Raw genomic sequence first — 14,397 nt, 5'->3', positions numbered from 1 at the left:
GGAGGGACATGAGCAGAGCGATGGATACGTTGACCCGGTTAACGGCATGCTGACTCCGCCCAGACCGGACACCAGGTGCAAGCACAGTCGGGACTGATCCAACGCTTCGGGCGGCCTGGCGTAACTGCCCAACTCCTGGGGCTTCCGTGCGCCGGTTTGTTCCTGGCAACCCCGCCTCCGGCGGATCGGTCCGCCGGGGGCGCACAACCCCGAGGCAACAAGCGATACCCAGGAGCGTACATCTGTCGGTGTACCCAAGAACTCAACCCACGGATGGATGAAACACCCGCCAACAAAGTCCACGATTAAATCTACAAGGTTTGGACATGAGGTCCGACGAGATCGGTAGATCTCAGGTCAAACAGGGCTTAGACGCACCACATTCCTGTGGTGCAGGAATACACCTTATAGTGCCTCGTCAGCTCGTCAGCTCGTCAGCTCGTCAGCTCGTCGGCGAAGCATCTCGCGGATGCTATTGGCCCAAAACAGCCACGGGCAATTCTCACCTAGATCAGTCATGTAGCCGCCATCTGTACAGGAGTTCACTACCATGCGCACTACCTCCGTATTGAACAACGAAACCACGTCGAGTCGTCGGAGGGCGTCATGGACGAAGCTGGTACTGACAGCAACGTCCCTGGCCTTGGCCTCTTCTGCCCTAGCCACAGCTCCGGCTATGGCCGCCACGTCGAAGGACGGATGCACGGTGACCGCTAAGAAACCAGTGGTGAGTGCCGCATTCACCGCCGTCTGGGCTGACTATCCGATCCACGTGAAATGCAAGGGAGGGCGAACGGCCATCATCGAACAGGAACGGTATGAAGCGGACCCGGGAGATGACGACGCCACTGGCGCCAGCCCCTTCCGGCACACCTTTTGGCCCCTTGACGGACACACGACGAAGCACAGCAACCATGCCCTTCACGACACGGACGGGGACGGTGGCGTTGAGATCTACCACAGGGTCAGATTCCGGGTGGACAAGGACGGCCGTCTTGGTGGTGTCTCGGCCTGGGACTACAGCCCCATCACCTACTACTCCCATTTCGGATGACACACCGCTGATGAATTCGACGCGGGGGTGAGTAGAAAATACATCTAACCCGTTGGAACAGACGTGCCGACATCTATGCCGAGTCTCAAGAGACGGCAACGGCGACACCGAATAGAACTCACCAGGACCCGTGGTCCCTCCGGCCTCTGACCGGAGGGACCACAGGCTTCGTTCTGAAGTGAAGGTGTAGGCGACTGTGGCCCCTGGTCGGGCTTGGCTGCCTTGATGGTAGGCGTGCCACTGGCCGCCCACTGTCGGGGATGGCCCCGACCTTAGGCTCAAGTCCCGGATGTGGGCGGCTGAGTGAGGCTAATGGAAGTGTGGCACTGGACCGGTGATGCCCTGCCGTGTCCGACTCGAGGTGAGCCGGGTGGTCTTCTGCCGAAATGCATGGATTTCGGCTTGTCGTGCTCGTAGTGGCCACCTGAAACTTGAGACCAGTGAGGGCGTGCGTCACCGCACCCGGCGGGGGCCAGCCCGGCGTGAGGGGATGTGACGGTCATGATCACAGCATCCGAGAGTCAGGGGGCCGGGAACACCGCCGGGGACGGCGGCCCGGGGGATGCACTGGTCGAGGAGTTGCAGTACCAGCAGGACCTGGCACGGCAGCGCGTGAGCCAGCGAGAGCAGCAACGCCTGGCCACGCAGGAGAAGCTGCACCACCCGGTGGGCCTGGTCGAGGTCAACGACCCGGTCCGGGTGGCCCAGCGCCTGGACCGGGTCACCCGCTACCTCTCCGGGGGCGACCCGATGGAATCGCCGGCCGCGGCACCGGCTGCGGCGCTGGTGGGCAGCGCTGCCCAGCGGCTAGGAGCCCCCGCACCCAGCGGACTCGAGTCCGCCGGGGCGCAGGAATCGTTGCTGGAACGCGTCATCAACACCTCGGACTTCGTCGACGTCCGCTACCTCGAGACCGGCGTCCAGGCCCAGCGCTGCGTGGGCCGGGTGAACATCGGCGACGATCGCGGGACCGCGCTGGGCTACGGCACCGGGTTCCTCGTCTCCCCCTGCCTGCTGCTGACCAACCACCATGTCCTGCCGGATCCGGACACGGCGCGCAGCAGCAGCATCGAGTTCGACTACCAGGACGGCATCGACGGCAAACCGCTTCCCCCTGCCGTCTTCTCCTTCGATTCCGACCGCTTCTTCGCCGCCGACCGCGACCTGGACTTCGCCCTGGTGGCTGTCGCCGCCGGCCCCGCGGTACTGGCCCGGTACGGTTTCTGCCCTCTCACCGCCGCTCAGGGCACCGTGATCATCGGCGAGTTCGTCACGATCGTGCAGCACCCCGGCGGGCAGAAGAAACAATTGGCCCTGCGGGAGAACAAGCTGGTCGACATCCCCGAGCTCGTCCTCCACTACGCCGCGGACACCGAACCAGGATCCTCCGGCTCCCCCGTCTTCAACGACCAGTGGGAGGTCGTGGCCCTGCACCATGCCAGCGTTGCCACCCCCCAGCACGCACCGCAGTACGGCTTCCTCAACGAAGGCATCCGCATCAGCCGGATCCTCCACCACCTGATGCAACTGCAACTCACAGTTGAGCAAGCAGCCCTGCTCACCCAGCTCACCACCGCCGGCCCCTCCCCGACCACCCAGGCCGGCACCGCCCCCGACGCCACCGCCGGTGCGGGCACCACCCCCGCGGCACCGCCACCTCCGCCGCCGGCTGCCCCGCCGGTGGAGACCACCCCCGCTACGCCTCCGGGCAACGCTGCCTCCACCGATGGCGCCGTCTCTGTGGAGATCCCGCTGCGCATCACCGTTCAGCTCGGCACCCCGGTGCCCGCCCCTACCCTGGCCTCCCCACCGGGCACGACGACGACCGAACCGCCGGCTACGGACGGTCAGGCAGTCGAGGCGATTTCCATCGACCCCGACTACAGCAACCGTGACGGCTACCGCGAGGACTTCCTGGGCGCATCCGTACCCCTGCCGGGCCGCCAGGCCTTCGGCGAGACCGCCTCCGCGGAGCTGAAATACCACCACTTCAGTGTCGTCATGCACCGGCACCGCCGACTGGCCCTGTTCACGGCGGTGAACATCGACGGGCGGAGCGCGACCAGACCGCGACGGGACTCCGATCGCTGGATCATCGACCCGCGCCTGCCCCGCGACGAGCAGACCGGCGAAGACGTCTACCGGGACAACCCCCTGGACCGCGGGCACCTGGTGCGCCGGCTCGATCCTGCCTGGGGCCCGATGGCTAAGGCCGCCAACGACGACACCTTCCACTTCACCAACGCCACCCCCCAGCACCACGACTTCAACGCCGGCCAAACCCTGTGGCTCGGCTTGGAGGACTACATCCTCCACAACACCGACAACCACGACCTCACCGTCAGCGTCATCACCGGCCCCGTCCTCCACGACGAGGACCCCCACTACCGCGGCGTCGCCCTGCCCCGACAATTCTTCAAACTCGTCGCCATGGTTACCACCACGAACAACCTTGTCGTCACTGCCTATCTGCTCAGCCAAGAAGCCCTCTTGGACGAGTTCACCACCGCACCCGAAGAGTTTTCCTTCGGCGCCTACCGCGCCTTCCAAGTACCTGTCCGACGCATCGCCGAGCTAACCGCGCTCGACCTGCCCCCCTACATCGCAGCCGATCCCCTCGAGCGACTCGAGACCACCGCTCTGCCACGAATGGTCCTCCGACCCGAAGACATCTTCCTCGGCACCTAACAACCCGCCGACGTCTCGCAACCGAACCGTCTTCCATTCCTTGCCTTCAGGGACTGGGTGTGATGGGTGACCAGGAGCGGTGGGTGCGTCCTGGGATCAGCCCTGGTAGCCGTCGTCTTGCCCGGACACCAGGTGCGCTGCGTGCTCGCGCATGTACTCCCGGAGGTAGGGAGCTTCGAAATCGACTAGGCCGTAGCCGGCGGTGCGGATCATCCCGGCTTTCAGCAGCCGGTCGCGGTAGACGCTGGCATAGCGGCTGTCCTTGTTCATGCGGGCCGCGATATCACCCATGCGCGATGGTCCGTCGTCTCGGGCCATCATCACCAGGAACGTCCGGTCGACCGCCGACAGGTCTGCCAGGGCTGGTTCGTGCACCAGGGCGCCGAGGCGGGCTTGAGCCGAGGCCACCCCGGTCGTGACGTGGTCGGCGGTGATGGGGCCGACACCGCTTTGGCGCCAGACGTGGTAGCCGACTAGTTGAATCATGAAGGGGTAGCCCTGGGTGGCTTGGGCGCATGCCGTGGCCAGGTCGTCGCTGATGGAGCGTCCGGCACGGGCGATGATTTCGAGGAAGGAGTCGGCGACCTCAGTGACCGGGACGGCGGCCAGCAGTGGGCGTTCGGCCCGGCGCAGAAAGGTCGTGGGCCGGCTGTCGCCGGCCAGCAGCTCTTCCACGGCCCGCGGCAGACCGGCCATGATCAGTGCGATGCGCCGTCCCTCGCGGATGAGCATCTGGATGTCGCCTGCCAGTACCTGCATCTGGTCCAGGTCCAGGCTGTGGATCTCATCGACGGTGACGCACACCCCTGTGCCGTGCTCCTCCAGCGCATCCAGCAGATCCGCCAGATCATCCGCCCACACCCGCAGCTCAGGGTCTGAATCGTAAGTTTCCCGGCCGACTTCGCCCACCGGTGTGGTGATCTTCCAGCTGATCGCTCCGGGGGTATGGTCAGGGGTGCCGAGTTCCTGCCGGTACCTCTTGGCCCGACGGGCAATCCGCTCCAGCATTCCGGGTCCGGCGGTGGCGTGGATGACGACCCAGCCGTTGCGCAGAGCCACTTCACCCAGTTCGTTGAGCATCACCGTCTTGCCCACACCCCGGGCACCGGTCATCAGCTGCAACAGATAGGGAGACCCGGGACCGTCGTCGATGGACTCCTGGAAAGCGTCCAAGATGGGCTGGCGGCCCACCAGCAGCGGTGGGGCGGCCCCGGCAGTGGGCTTGAAGGGATTCGGCACGGCCACCTCCTCGACTTTTGCGCCGTTTAGTTCTCTTTAGTTCTTTTAGAACACTACCGTGGGTCGGCCACCCTGTCTCTGGACCGCCTGTCGCCCGCAACCTGCCCTACCGCGGTGGGTTCACCCAGAGGTCCGCGACCTCTCCTCGTTGCAAGGGTGCGTTCCGGACCCTCGGTTGCCGGACAGTCTCAGGCGCCTGCCCCGCCCTGCCCGGAGACGGTCGGTGGGCCCCGTTAGGATCGACACCGTGCAGGCCGGTGGCGCACTGCGGTGTCTCAGCGACGGTATCCCCGGGGCCATCCGGAGCCTGCCGCGGCCTGACTGGCAGGCACCGGGAGGGAGAGATCTCATGGCCCGGACCATGCTGTCCTACACCCTGTTCTGGGTCCGCCTCGGCTACCGCATCTGGCACGGGACCGCGCACTGGTTCCTGAGGATCATCCCGATGGCACCGGTGTTGCGCCACCACATCGCGGGGGTCGTCGCACTGATCCCTTATCTGTGGGTGGTGTGGGGCTTCACGGTGGCCTTCGACTTCAGCTGGCGGGCCCACGTGGTCGCCGGTGTGATCACCGCGGGGCTGCTGCTGCTCATGCACCGGGTGGAGGCCGCCCGTGCAGTCCGGTGATATCGCACGGTTCTACTCCCACGTCCTCAAAGGACCGCACGCCGACTCGTGCTGGCTGTGGCTGGGGGCGATCAGCGACGACGGCTACGGCCGGTTCTGGATCAACACCGCCGGCGGTCAGCGCGCCGTCGCCGCCCACCGCTTCGCCCTGGCCACCGTCCACGGCGGGCTGGGCGCGATCGAGGGGTTGACCGCGCTGCACTGGTGCGACGTTCCCCTGTGCGTGCACGTCTCCCTGGGCCCCTCCACGCACCTGTTGCTGGGCACTCGCTCGGAGAACATGGCCGACCGGGCGATGAAAGGCAGGATGCCCTCGGCCACCGCCGCCCGGTGGCGCCGACTCTCCCGGGCCGAACGCTCCGCCCGGTCCCGGCAACTGCGCGAGAAGCTCAAGACCCACGGCTGGGACGAGGGCCTCGTGCGCGAACTAGTGCACGGCATCGACCCCGAACACCCCACCCTCTTCTAACGCGTTCTCCTTACCGTTCCAAGGCCGGCTAAGGTGAGTCCAGCGCCGTGTCACTGCTGGCGATGGCGTACCGCACGGGTGGCGACGAACAGGCCGAGTTGCGTGCGTTCCCGCACCAGGCGCCCGGCCTCCATAAAATGATCCAGATCCAGGAGGAAGTCGACCTCAGCGCTCAGAGGTTCGGACAGGAGCACCGGGACCGGCTCAGGGGTGGGCTCACGTCGGGCCAAAGAGTTTCATCGCATTTTCCTCACCCTCCCATGAATACCCGTGGCACCGCGGGGCGGACTCGCCAGCCATGTCCGGACCCGCATCGTCTTCGACACGCCTGGACGAACCATGGGTGGGAATTCCTTTGAAGAGGGCGCGGACCCCACCGACTGAAAGCCGCAGCCGTGGGGCGATCTCGGCAAGACCCACCCGCTCCTCCTTCATGCCGGCGAGCTCACGCGCTGTGAGGCGGTAGCCCGAGCAGCGTTCTGCTCAGCCTTGGTGCGGATCTCGGCGATGTGCCGTACGGCGATTTCCATGATCTGTTCGGCTTCGCCTTGGGCGAGGAAGAACTCTTCACCCATTTCCAGCAGCCCTTGCTCCCGGGCCACCGCCTCGACCGCCACCCGACGGGTCCGCTGCCGAGCTTCGGTCTTCGTCGGACACTCAATTTGCTCCACAACGGAACAGACGGTGCAGTCCCTTTAGGATCGGGGACACCACTACCGAGCAGGAAGAACCCAGACGATGACCCACCAATCCGATGACCTCGGTGAGGCCAACGCCGAGGTGCAGCAGGAACACCTCAGCGTCCTCAATGAGGACTCCCTGACCGCCAACACCGATCGCAACAATGACAGCGTGGACGACGAGGCCCCCGCTGAGCTGACCGCTCAACCCGCCGCGACGAACGCCTACAACCACGCCGATCCGCCGCCGGCCGCTACCAGCCAGGACGGCTGAGGACGGACATGGACGGGCGCAACGACGGGGCAAGCGCGGCCGCTGAAATGCCCAGTGACGACGTCGAGATCCGCGACGAGGTGCGGGTGGCGGAGGAGCAATCCGACGACGAAAGGCTCAACGAGACCACCGACAAGGTCTTCGAGTCGTTCTCCGAACCGCACGAGTCCGACCCGATCGGGAACAGCGAAAACGACACCGAACTCCGGCACGGCCAGCACCGCCCCTAGCTACCGCAGCCACCCCGCCAGGGCCCGCACTCAGCAGTGAGTGCGGGCCCTGACCGCGTCGGCGCACACATGAGGAGCAGGGCGCCAACGCGAGGGGTCCAATGCCCCAGTCCCTGCCCGGCCACGAGTGACCCCACCATGCGGAAAGCGGTCCGCGATACGGACCGTGCCGTGATGCGCGACGCCTCCGGTGAGCGGCTGGCCGAGTACCTCCAATGGGACGACGAAGGACTTGACCAGCTCATATCCACACGGGGGTGTCCTCCGCGTTCCGATCACCACCACCCAGTAATTCGAACACCCCGTGCCCACGAGGGGAAACAGCTGCTGCACCGGGGTCTTCCCGGGCAGCTCACGACAACTCTCGTTGCAGCAACGACCAGCACCGGCAGGTCCGGGGCGAGCCATATGTAAGCGAAAGGGGGCTGAAGCGCGATGAGACGTCACCGGATGGTGCGGCAGTCGCTGGCGCTGGACCAGCCGCGACGGTTATTACATCGAGGCCAGCGCTAAGTCGTCACCCACCCCGAGGGGCACAGCGGGTACTAGGAAGTTGAGTGCCCCAAATCAGCGACTTGCATCAGCGGCGACACGCGACCTACATGTCTGGCGCATGCGCATGCGCCATGTAAGACTGAGCCTATGAATGACTACAGGGCCCCCAAGATGCAAGGACGGAAGGTGCCTTTCAGTACGCGCCTGACTCCTGAGCAGCATCGACTCGCAGCAGAAGATGCTTCGAAGGCGGGTCTGTCTATGGCTGAGTACATCGGCGCCCTTATTGAACGTGCCGCCGGCCGTCCCAATAAGCTCGACAATCTTCAGGAGGCGGAACTCCCGCTCAAGAACACCGCTTAAACGACTGACGGCCCGCCGGGCAAGGCGGGCCGTCTAAGTCAATCAGCTGTCCCAGGTCGCCAAACTCGTGACAGCTGGTTCAACAGAACTGAATCAGGAACCGCATGAACCCAATACCAGGGGACTGTTGTGTCCCCTAGTGTACCTGAGGCGCGTCCGCAAATGGACCCCTCATCACTCAACCGCGCCGATTTTCGGTCACACACCTCCCCCGAGGCTGCCCTCGAGGCCCCCGGGGAGCTCCCCTCGCACCGTCGGCGGGTGCGGGTGGCTTACGAACGCTCCAAGGCCGTGGTGCTGCGCGCCGTGCCCAAGGGCTACCGGTTGGCCCGCCACGTGGTCGCCTGGAAGCGTGCCGCCCTAGAACACCCCGCCCTGGAGCTGATGCGTGCCGATGGCCGGGCCAACATGGCCGCCCTGGTCGAGGTCATCGCCGTGCAGCAGGATCCGGGGTCGCGGACCTGGCGTACCACCTGGGCCTGGGTCGCTGAGCGCCTCGGGGTGCATGAGGACTCGGTGGGGCGGATGATCCGCCGGCTCAAGGACTGGGGGCTGCTGGCGGTGGTGGCCACCGGCCGCTCGGCCCGCTACACCCCGCGGTCCACGGGCAAGAAGCAGGGCGAGGCCCCGGTCTACGCCCTCACCGTCCCCGCGCCCCCGAAGCAGGCGCCCACGCCGGCCGAGAGGACGGAAGAGGAGGCAGCTGAGGCTGTGGATATAAATGTCGGCCCGGTCCCCCCGGAGGGGGTATGTTCTCCCCCGCACGCGCGCGAAAGCCTTTCCCCAAAGGACGCGGCTACGCCGCGACCCTCTGCCAAAGCCGCCGCACAGCGGCGGGAGGTCCAAGCCGCCCTGGCCCAGCGGACAGCTCCACTGTGGCCGGCTCATGGGACGGTTCAGCCTTTGACGGTGGGGGCGGCCCGGTCTGATTGGAAGCAGGCTTATCGTTGGGCGGGGTTGGAACTCCAACACCACGCCCTGGTGCTGCGGCGGATCACCACCGCCTACGTGGTCTCGGTGGCCAAAACCCACTTCCAGGCCGGCTGGACCATCGCCGATGTGCTCCACGCCCTGGACTGGGCACCTAACGGCCACCGCTACCCCCACGACGCGGCCACCGGCATCACCCACCCCGGGGCCTGGTTCGCCGCCCGCCTGCGCGCCTGGACCCACCCCGACGGCACCCCAATGCGCTCCCCCGACCAGCGGGCGGCGGCAGAGGCCGAACAGCGCCGGGCCGAAGCAGTCGCGGCTGCGGCCCGGTACGCCGCCCAGCAGGCGGCGGATGCTGGGGCATGGGGTGTGGCCGTTAGGTCTGCGGGGGTGGCGCCGGTGGATGGGCGCCCGTTTAGGGTGCGGTGGGCCGCGCAGATCGCCGCCGGGGCCGCCGCTGCCCGCAGCCCCCGGGGGTGACCGGGCGGTGGTGTGTGGTGACACGAACGCGGTGCAGGTAGTGCTGAGGCAGTGTTTGGGGCGGTGTTGTCGGGGAGGATGGGACCATGACACGGGATGCGGATCCGTTGGTGGAGGATTTGGTGGTGCTGTTCACCGGCCTGCACGAGGTGCTGGTCGGGCAGGCGGCCGCCCCGAGTGCGGTGACCCAGATCGCCCAGCTGGCCGTGCATCTGATCGGCCCGGCGGCCGGGGCTGGGGTGTCCTTGCTGGAACCGGACGGATCGGAAGTCACCGCTGCAGCCACGGACACGGTGATCGAGGCCATCGACGGGGTGCAGGACGAGCTCGGGGAAGGCCCGTGTCTGAGTGCTTGGGCCAGTGCGCTCACTGAACGGGTCGAGGACCCTGGGGCCGACATCCGGTGGCCGGGCTGGTCGACGGCGGTGGCGCGAATGGGTGTTGGTGCGGTGCTGGCGGTGCCGCTGGTGGCCGGCGGGCAGACCCTGGGCGTGATCAAGGTCTACGCCACCACCCCTCACGCCTTCAGTGCCACCGATGAGCGGTCCCTGGAGCTGGTGGCCGGGGCCTTGGCCGCCCTGCTCACCGGAGGCCAGGCCAGCCAGGATCCACCCCGGGTGAGCACGGCGCTGCGCGCCGTGCTCACCCGCCAGCAGACCATCGACACCGCCACCGGGGTGCTCATGGAACGCCATCACCTGGACCGGTCCCAAGCGAGGGCCCGACTCCAGGGCACCGCCGAGCACGAGCACCAGTCGGTGCCCGAGGCCGCCCGCCGGCTCCTGGACCCCCTGGAAGGACCCGTGCAGTAACCCAGACCGCGCGGGCCCGGTTGTCGTAGGGGCGGGGCTGTGAACCGGCCACCGGTGGTGTCGCGGGTGGCCGGCCGAGCCCCGCGCCAGGGGCTCGTACGGTGTCATCTTGGCCGGAGTCGACCGGTCCCGGCCCGGTGCTGGCTACGGTGAGGACCATGCCGATGACGCACTACCGGCGGATGAGCCCCGCCCAGGCCGAGGCCGCCCTGGAGGAGTTCCTCACCGAGCGGGTCCCGGCCCTGCAGCGTCTGCGTACCGAGCTCGCTACTCAGGGCATCGATATCGAGGTGGTTCTGGATGGCACCCCGGCATCGTTGAGCATGCTGTGGGCGTGGATCACCTCCCGGCGGGCGGAGCTGGCGGCGGACCCCACGGTGACCGATGCGGTGGAACCGCGGGAGAAGTGGCCGTCCTGGGCGCGGCACACCGTGACCAGCATGCACGTGCCCTCGGCGACGATGTTCGTGCTGCTGGACGGGCTGGTCTCTTACCTGGCCCAGGTGTTGATCATCGGCGCCCCGAGCGCGGTCTGGGGCCTGGGCTCCCCAGGAGACTCACGGCATCATCTGCATCAGCACCCGGTGCTGCTCGGGGGCGGGCAGCAGATTTTCGTGCCGACCTTGCCGATGGCGGGGATGCTGCGGCTCAAACGCGGGGAACCCTCGCTGGGGAAGAACGAGCTGGCCGAGTACGCGGCGGCGATGATCGCCGCCCTGCACGATGAGCACCCGTCGATGGTGGTGGATCCGCCGGTGGTGGTGGTCGCTGCCCCGACCGGCTTCGATGTCGGGGTGCGCGCCGACATCGCCGGCCAGCACCCCGGGTTGGTGGCCCGGCTGGCCACCGAGCTGGCCGCCCGGGACGGCGTCACCGCGGTCGACCGGACAGCAGCCGATGCCCTGGAAGTGAACGCCCCGGGGTGGGATCCCGAGGACCTGCAGCGGTGGGTGAGCGGGTGGCTGAGGACCTATCTTCCCTTCGACCGCTGATCCCGGCTGGTCCCGCCCGGTCCACCGCGTGGCCGAGGGTGCGCCGCACCGGGCTGCAGCGGGGAGCCGTCCAGGCCACCTGCCCGGGGTTCTGGCAGGTCGGTGTGACCGAGCTTGTCCTCCACCACGTCCAGGACGAGTGCTCCCGAGGTGGCCGCAGCACGCTCCTAAGATCTGATCCGGGCTCTGCCGGAGGGCGGCGGCCACTGTCTGCGACGTCGGTGGTCTCCGGTACTGGTGCCCGCAGTGACCCAGATGTGGCTGGAGGCGGTACACGGCCCCCCGGCCTGTACCGCCTCCAACGCTCACCCCTTGATGCAGACTGCTGGTCGCACCCGCCCACAGGACACCGTTGTCCGCTGTGGGCGGCGCCAGTCTGGGGCCTGACGACGATGGAACCTGCCCCCACGGCGAGCCCCGTTCGTCCTCTGTCCCCACCATGAACCATGCCCTGACCAGCGGCAACAATATGCGAAATGTTGCACCGGTCACACTGAATCGCGTCTCGCCGGACGGCTCAGCACTTGAGCACGACCACCACGCCATGCCGTGCCGCGGGGCGCGTACGGTATGCGGGCAGCCCAGGGCACCGAGGGCTGCTCCCCCACTCCCCCACTCCCCCGGGGCCACCGAGGCTTTCATCAGTGGAGGGGGGGCCTTCAGCTCACCGCCGGTCAGCCGGACAGCTCCTCGTCCTCGGTGGACTCTTCGGCGTGTCCGGGCCACACACCAGAATCCGCTGGAGGGGCCCTGGCCCGGGTCCCGGCCAGGTTCTCCTGCCCGGCCCAGGGCAGCTTGGACGTTGCCCGCCCGGTGTCGGGTGCCGTCTGAGTTGCGGGGTGTCGAGGCGTTATGTGCGCTGTGACTGGCGGTAATGTCGCCAGGGTCGATCTGTGCCCCCCGGCTGACCCCCCTTCAGGTCGGGGTGCGGCGCGATCGTCGGTGTCCTCACCGCTGGTGGGGACCCACGCGGGCCCTGCCATCCCCCCATGAGCAGGGCCCGTCGTCTTTCCCCCACCCCGCCGCCCTCGCTGGGGTGAGATTCGCAGGGCCGCCGGTGGCTGCGCTGAGTGTCGGGCCGTCACCGGTGCCGCTGCTCTGGTCCCCGATGGCCGGGGTGCGGGGTTATCGGTACAAGGTGGTGCTGGGGGAAACGCCGTAGGCGGCGCGGTAGTCGGTGGCGAAGCGCCCGGAGTGGGCGAAGCCCCAGCGGGCGGCGATGGCGGCCACGGTCGCCCCGGTGGTGGGATCGGCGTTGAGGAGCTCGGTGTGGGCTCCGGCCAGTCGTGCTTGGTGCAGGTAGACGGTGAGGGTGAGCCCGTGGGGGTGGTTGGCGCGGAAGGCCTGGGTCAGGGTGGCGGTGGTGGTGTTCGCCGCGCGGGAGATGTCTTCGATGGTGATCGGCTGGTGGGCGTGGTCGTCGATGAATTGTTTGGCGATGCGGTAGCGGCGGGTTTGGGCGGCCATGGTCAGTGATCGCATTTCGTGGTCACCGGTCAGAGGGAAGCATTCGAGCATGGCCACGGCCAGGTGGCGGGTGAGGTTGGCGCGCACCAGGGGGGATTCGAAGGCGCCGGTGTCCACGGTGTCTTGGGCCAGGCGAGCCAAACCCGCCCAGTAGGAGCCCAGGCGGGGGCTGGCCGGGTGGGAGGAGGCGAAGGCCACCGGGGTGTTCTCGGCACCGTAGACGGTGCCGGCGACCTCTTGAAGGAGGCCTGCGGTGAGGTAGACGTTGGTGGCCGCCAGAGTGTCCACGACGAACAGGGTGGGGTTGCGCGGAGCGATCAGCACCGGGGTCCTGATCCCCGTGCCGGCCTCGTCGCGGGTGGACCAGTCGCAGCGGCCCGTGTGCCCGTGGACAACGCTGAACATCTCCGTGTCGCCTAAGGAGGAGTACGCCCCGACGAGTTGCACTTGGGAGACGGTCAGGTCCTCGTCCCCGGCGCGGTCGTCGTGGTAGGAGAAGTCGCGGTCGGTGGGGTGGAAGGCGAAGCGGGCGCCGATGGTGTCGAACAGCATGGACACGGCCTCCGGGTCGGTGGCCGTGAGCTCGAGGTGGAAGGTCTCACTCATCGGAGCCCTCCTGCGCCGGGCACAGCGCACTGCACGGACCAGGTCGGCCGGGCTCGTGCGTGCCACGACTGAGCGCACCTGCTCATCTTTGAGATCCTCATTCCCCTGAGGAACAGCCCACCGCGAAGATGCTGCCTCCTATGGTCCTCTCCGTACCCGGCGACCGAAACCCCTGAAGCGTGCTCGATCACGGATCGAGCCGTTGGATGCAATCGGCGCCCCGGGAGAAGTGGGCCCCCGTTCTCGGGGGCGGCGAGAGTGGTCTGAACGACTGAAGGCGGTCCCAGCCCCCGAGCGGTTCCGCCTCCACCGCTTGAACCCCCGTGCTCGGCTGCTGGTCGGGGCCACCGGTCAGCACGCCGTGGCCCCGATCCTGGTGCCCAGCCTGAGCGAGAGAACACCCCGGGCCAACCCCCGGCTGGCCCCCGTCCGTCCTCTACTTCCCCCGATGCGCGGTGGTGGGAGTGCTGCTGATTTCGGGTTGCCCGTCGTCGCGGTGGCTGGAGTTGTCCTCTTGCGGGTCCGGGGGGTCGGGGGCCCGGGTGGAGCTGAGGTCCACGGTGACCACCGCATCCGGGAAGAGGTCGCGGGCCCGGGCGGTCATCCGGGTCAGTTCCTGCCGGTCGCCAGGTGTCGGGTTCCCGGTGACGATCAGGGTCACGGTGTGGGTAGAGCGGTCGATGCGGACGAAAACGGAGATGGTGCGGCTCATGGCCGGGGCCTTTCATGGCAGGTCCACCCCGAGGACGCCGACTGTGTGAGCCCCCCTGGGGGAGATGCTTCCACGGTAGGGCAGGCGGATGTACAACCCCCTGGTAGCTCGAGCGGTCTCTGCTCTGGTCACCACCTCGTTGCGCTGCCCAGCGGCCATCCCGGACGGGCCATGGGGGCAGTGGTCGAGCGCGCCCTCGCACCGCTGACCTTCCCGGGTCAGGTCCCCGACTCTTCCAGGGGTCGTCGCCGTTGCCGAACTTCGGAGGCAACCGA

The 14,397-nt window shown here is 67.7% G+C and carries 14 protein-coding genes; 9 read left to right on the top strand and 5 right to left on the bottom strand.

Annotation, left to right across the window (positions count from 1 at the left end):
• Positions 1-706: 706 nt before the first annotated feature.
• Both RF647_RS14900 and RF647_RS14895 read left to right on the top strand, forming a co-directional pair.
• Complete coding sequence (locus RF647_RS14900; RefSeq protein ID WP_368812391.1) at positions 707-1,054, top strand: hypothetical protein; 348 nt, start codon at positions 707-709, stop codon at positions 1,052-1,054.
• A 501-nt stretch (positions 1,055-1,555) separates the two neighbouring features.
• Positions 1,556-3,742 carry a DNA/RNA non-specific endonuclease gene (locus tag RF647_RS14895; protein ID WP_368812390.1) on the top strand — a complete coding sequence of 729 codons (2,187 nt, stop codon included), beginning with the start codon at positions 1,556-1,558 and terminating at the stop codon, positions 3,740-3,742.
• A 96-nt stretch (positions 3,743-3,838) separates the two neighbouring features.
• Here the strand turns inward: RF647_RS14895 and RF647_RS14890 are convergent, their stop codons facing one another.
• Complete coding sequence (locus RF647_RS14890) at positions 3,839-4,981, bottom strand: AAA family ATPase (protein ID WP_368812389.1); 1,143 nt, start codon at positions 4,979-4,981, stop codon at positions 3,839-3,841.
• A gap of 349 nt (positions 4,982-5,330) precedes the next feature.
• Between RF647_RS14890 and RF647_RS14885 the strand changes: the two genes are divergently transcribed.
• Both RF647_RS14885 and RF647_RS14880 read left to right on the top strand, forming a co-directional pair.
• Positions 5,331-5,609, top strand: a complete 279-nt coding sequence (locus tag RF647_RS14885; protein ID WP_368812388.1) for a hypothetical protein — start codon at positions 5,331-5,333, stop codon at positions 5,607-5,609.
• Positions 5,596-6,078: a hypothetical protein gene (locus tag RF647_RS14880; protein ID WP_368812387.1), complete on the top strand. Its 483-nt coding sequence runs from the start codon at positions 5,596-5,598 to the stop codon at positions 6,076-6,078. Before RF647_RS14885 ends, RF647_RS14880 begins: the two co-directional genes overlap by 14 nt.
• Positions 6,079-6,128: 50 nt before the next feature.
• Here RF647_RS14880 and RF647_RS14875 read toward each other — a convergent pair whose 3' ends face one another.
• Together RF647_RS14875 and RF647_RS14870 are read right to left on the bottom strand one after the other, a co-directional pair.
• Complete coding sequence (locus RF647_RS14875) at positions 6,129-6,272, bottom strand: hypothetical protein (protein ID WP_368812386.1); 144 nt, start codon at positions 6,270-6,272, stop codon at positions 6,129-6,131.
• A 237-nt stretch (positions 6,273-6,509) separates the two neighbouring features.
• Positions 6,510-6,695 carry a hypothetical protein gene (locus RF647_RS14870; RefSeq protein ID WP_368812385.1) on the bottom strand — a complete coding sequence of 62 codons (186 nt, stop codon included), beginning with the start codon at positions 6,693-6,695 and terminating at the stop codon, positions 6,510-6,512.
• A gap of 121 nt (positions 6,696-6,816) precedes the next feature.
• On the opposite strand from RF647_RS14870, the gene RF647_RS14865 reads away from it, so the two are divergent.
• From RF647_RS14865 to RF647_RS14845, 5 genes are all read left to right on the top strand, one after another.
• The gene (locus RF647_RS14865) at positions 6,817-7,032 is read left to right on the top strand and encodes a hypothetical protein (RefSeq protein WP_368812384.1); all 216 of its coding nucleotides are present in this window, start codon (positions 6,817-6,819) and stop codon (positions 7,030-7,032) included.
• Between the two features lie 8 nt (positions 7,033-7,040).
• Positions 7,041-7,262, top strand: coding sequence for a hypothetical protein (locus tag RF647_RS14860; RefSeq protein WP_368812383.1), 222 nt, complete (start codon positions 7,041-7,043; stop codon positions 7,260-7,262).
• A gap of 1,125 nt (positions 7,263-8,387) precedes the next feature.
• Positions 8,388-9,533, top strand: coding sequence for a hypothetical protein (locus RF647_RS14855; protein WP_368812382.1), 1,146 nt, complete (start codon positions 8,388-8,390; stop codon positions 9,531-9,533).
• Positions 9,534-9,619: 86 nt separating this feature from the next.
• Positions 9,620-10,345, top strand: a complete 726-nt coding sequence (locus RF647_RS14850; RefSeq protein WP_368812381.1) for a GAF and ANTAR domain-containing protein — start codon at positions 9,620-9,622, stop codon at positions 10,343-10,345.
• A 158-nt stretch (positions 10,346-10,503) separates the two neighbouring features.
• Positions 10,504-11,337, top strand: coding sequence for a hypothetical protein (locus tag RF647_RS14845; RefSeq protein ID WP_368812380.1), 834 nt, complete (start codon positions 10,504-10,506; stop codon positions 11,335-11,337).
• 1,125 nt (positions 11,338-12,462) lie between these two features.
• Here RF647_RS14845 and RF647_RS14840 read toward each other — a convergent pair.
• Positions 12,463-13,410 carry a helix-turn-helix domain-containing protein gene (locus RF647_RS14840; RefSeq protein WP_368812379.1) on the bottom strand — a complete coding sequence of 316 codons (948 nt, stop codon included), beginning with the start codon at positions 13,408-13,410 and terminating at the stop codon, positions 12,463-12,465.
• Between the two features lie 436 nt (positions 13,411-13,846).
• Positions 13,847-14,122 carry a hypothetical protein gene (locus RF647_RS14835; RefSeq protein ID WP_368812378.1) on the bottom strand — a complete coding sequence of 92 codons (276 nt, stop codon included), beginning with the start codon at positions 14,120-14,122 and terminating at the stop codon, positions 13,847-13,849.
• Between the last annotated feature and the right edge of the window lie 275 nt (positions 14,123-14,397).

This window comes from Kocuria sp. CPCC 205263, assembly GCF_040981075.1.
Classification (GTDB): Bacteria; Actinomycetota; Actinomycetes; order Actinomycetales; family Micrococcaceae; genus Kocuria; species Kocuria rosea.
The sequence above is the reverse complement of the archived record's forward strand: the minus strand, read 5'-3'. Positions and strand labels throughout refer to the sequence as shown.

What these genes read in the sequence shown, in the direction of transcription:
- RF647_RS14845 (WP_368812380.1), top strand. Translation starts at nt 10,504, where the DNA reads ATGCCGATGACGCACTACCGGCGGATGAGCCCCGCCCAGGCCGAGGCC.
- RF647_RS14885 (WP_368812388.1), top strand. Translation starts at nt 5,331, where the DNA reads ATGGCCCGGACCATGCTGTCCTACACCCTGTTCTGGGTCCGCCTCGGC.
- RF647_RS14860 (WP_368812383.1), top strand. Translation starts at nt 7,041, where the DNA reads ATGGACGGGCGCAACGACGGGGCAAGCGCGGCCGCTGAAATGCCCAGT.
- RF647_RS14895 (WP_368812390.1), top strand. Translation starts at nt 1,556, where the DNA reads ATGATCACAGCATCCGAGAGTCAGGGGGCCGGGAACACCGCCGGGGAC.
- RF647_RS14865 (WP_368812384.1), top strand. Translation starts at nt 6,817, where the DNA reads ATGACCCACCAATCCGATGACCTCGGTGAGGCCAACGCCGAGGTGCAG.
- RF647_RS14840 (WP_368812379.1), bottom strand. Translation starts at nt 13,410, where the DNA reads ATGAGTGAGACCTTCCACCTCGAGCTCACGGCCACCGACCCGGAGGCC.
- RF647_RS14850 (WP_368812381.1), top strand. Translation starts at nt 9,620, where the DNA reads ATGACACGGGATGCGGATCCGTTGGTGGAGGATTTGGTGGTGCTGTTC.
- RF647_RS14835 (WP_368812378.1), bottom strand. Translation starts at nt 14,122, where the DNA reads ATGAGCCGCACCATCTCCGTTTTCGTCCGCATCGACCGCTCTACCCAC.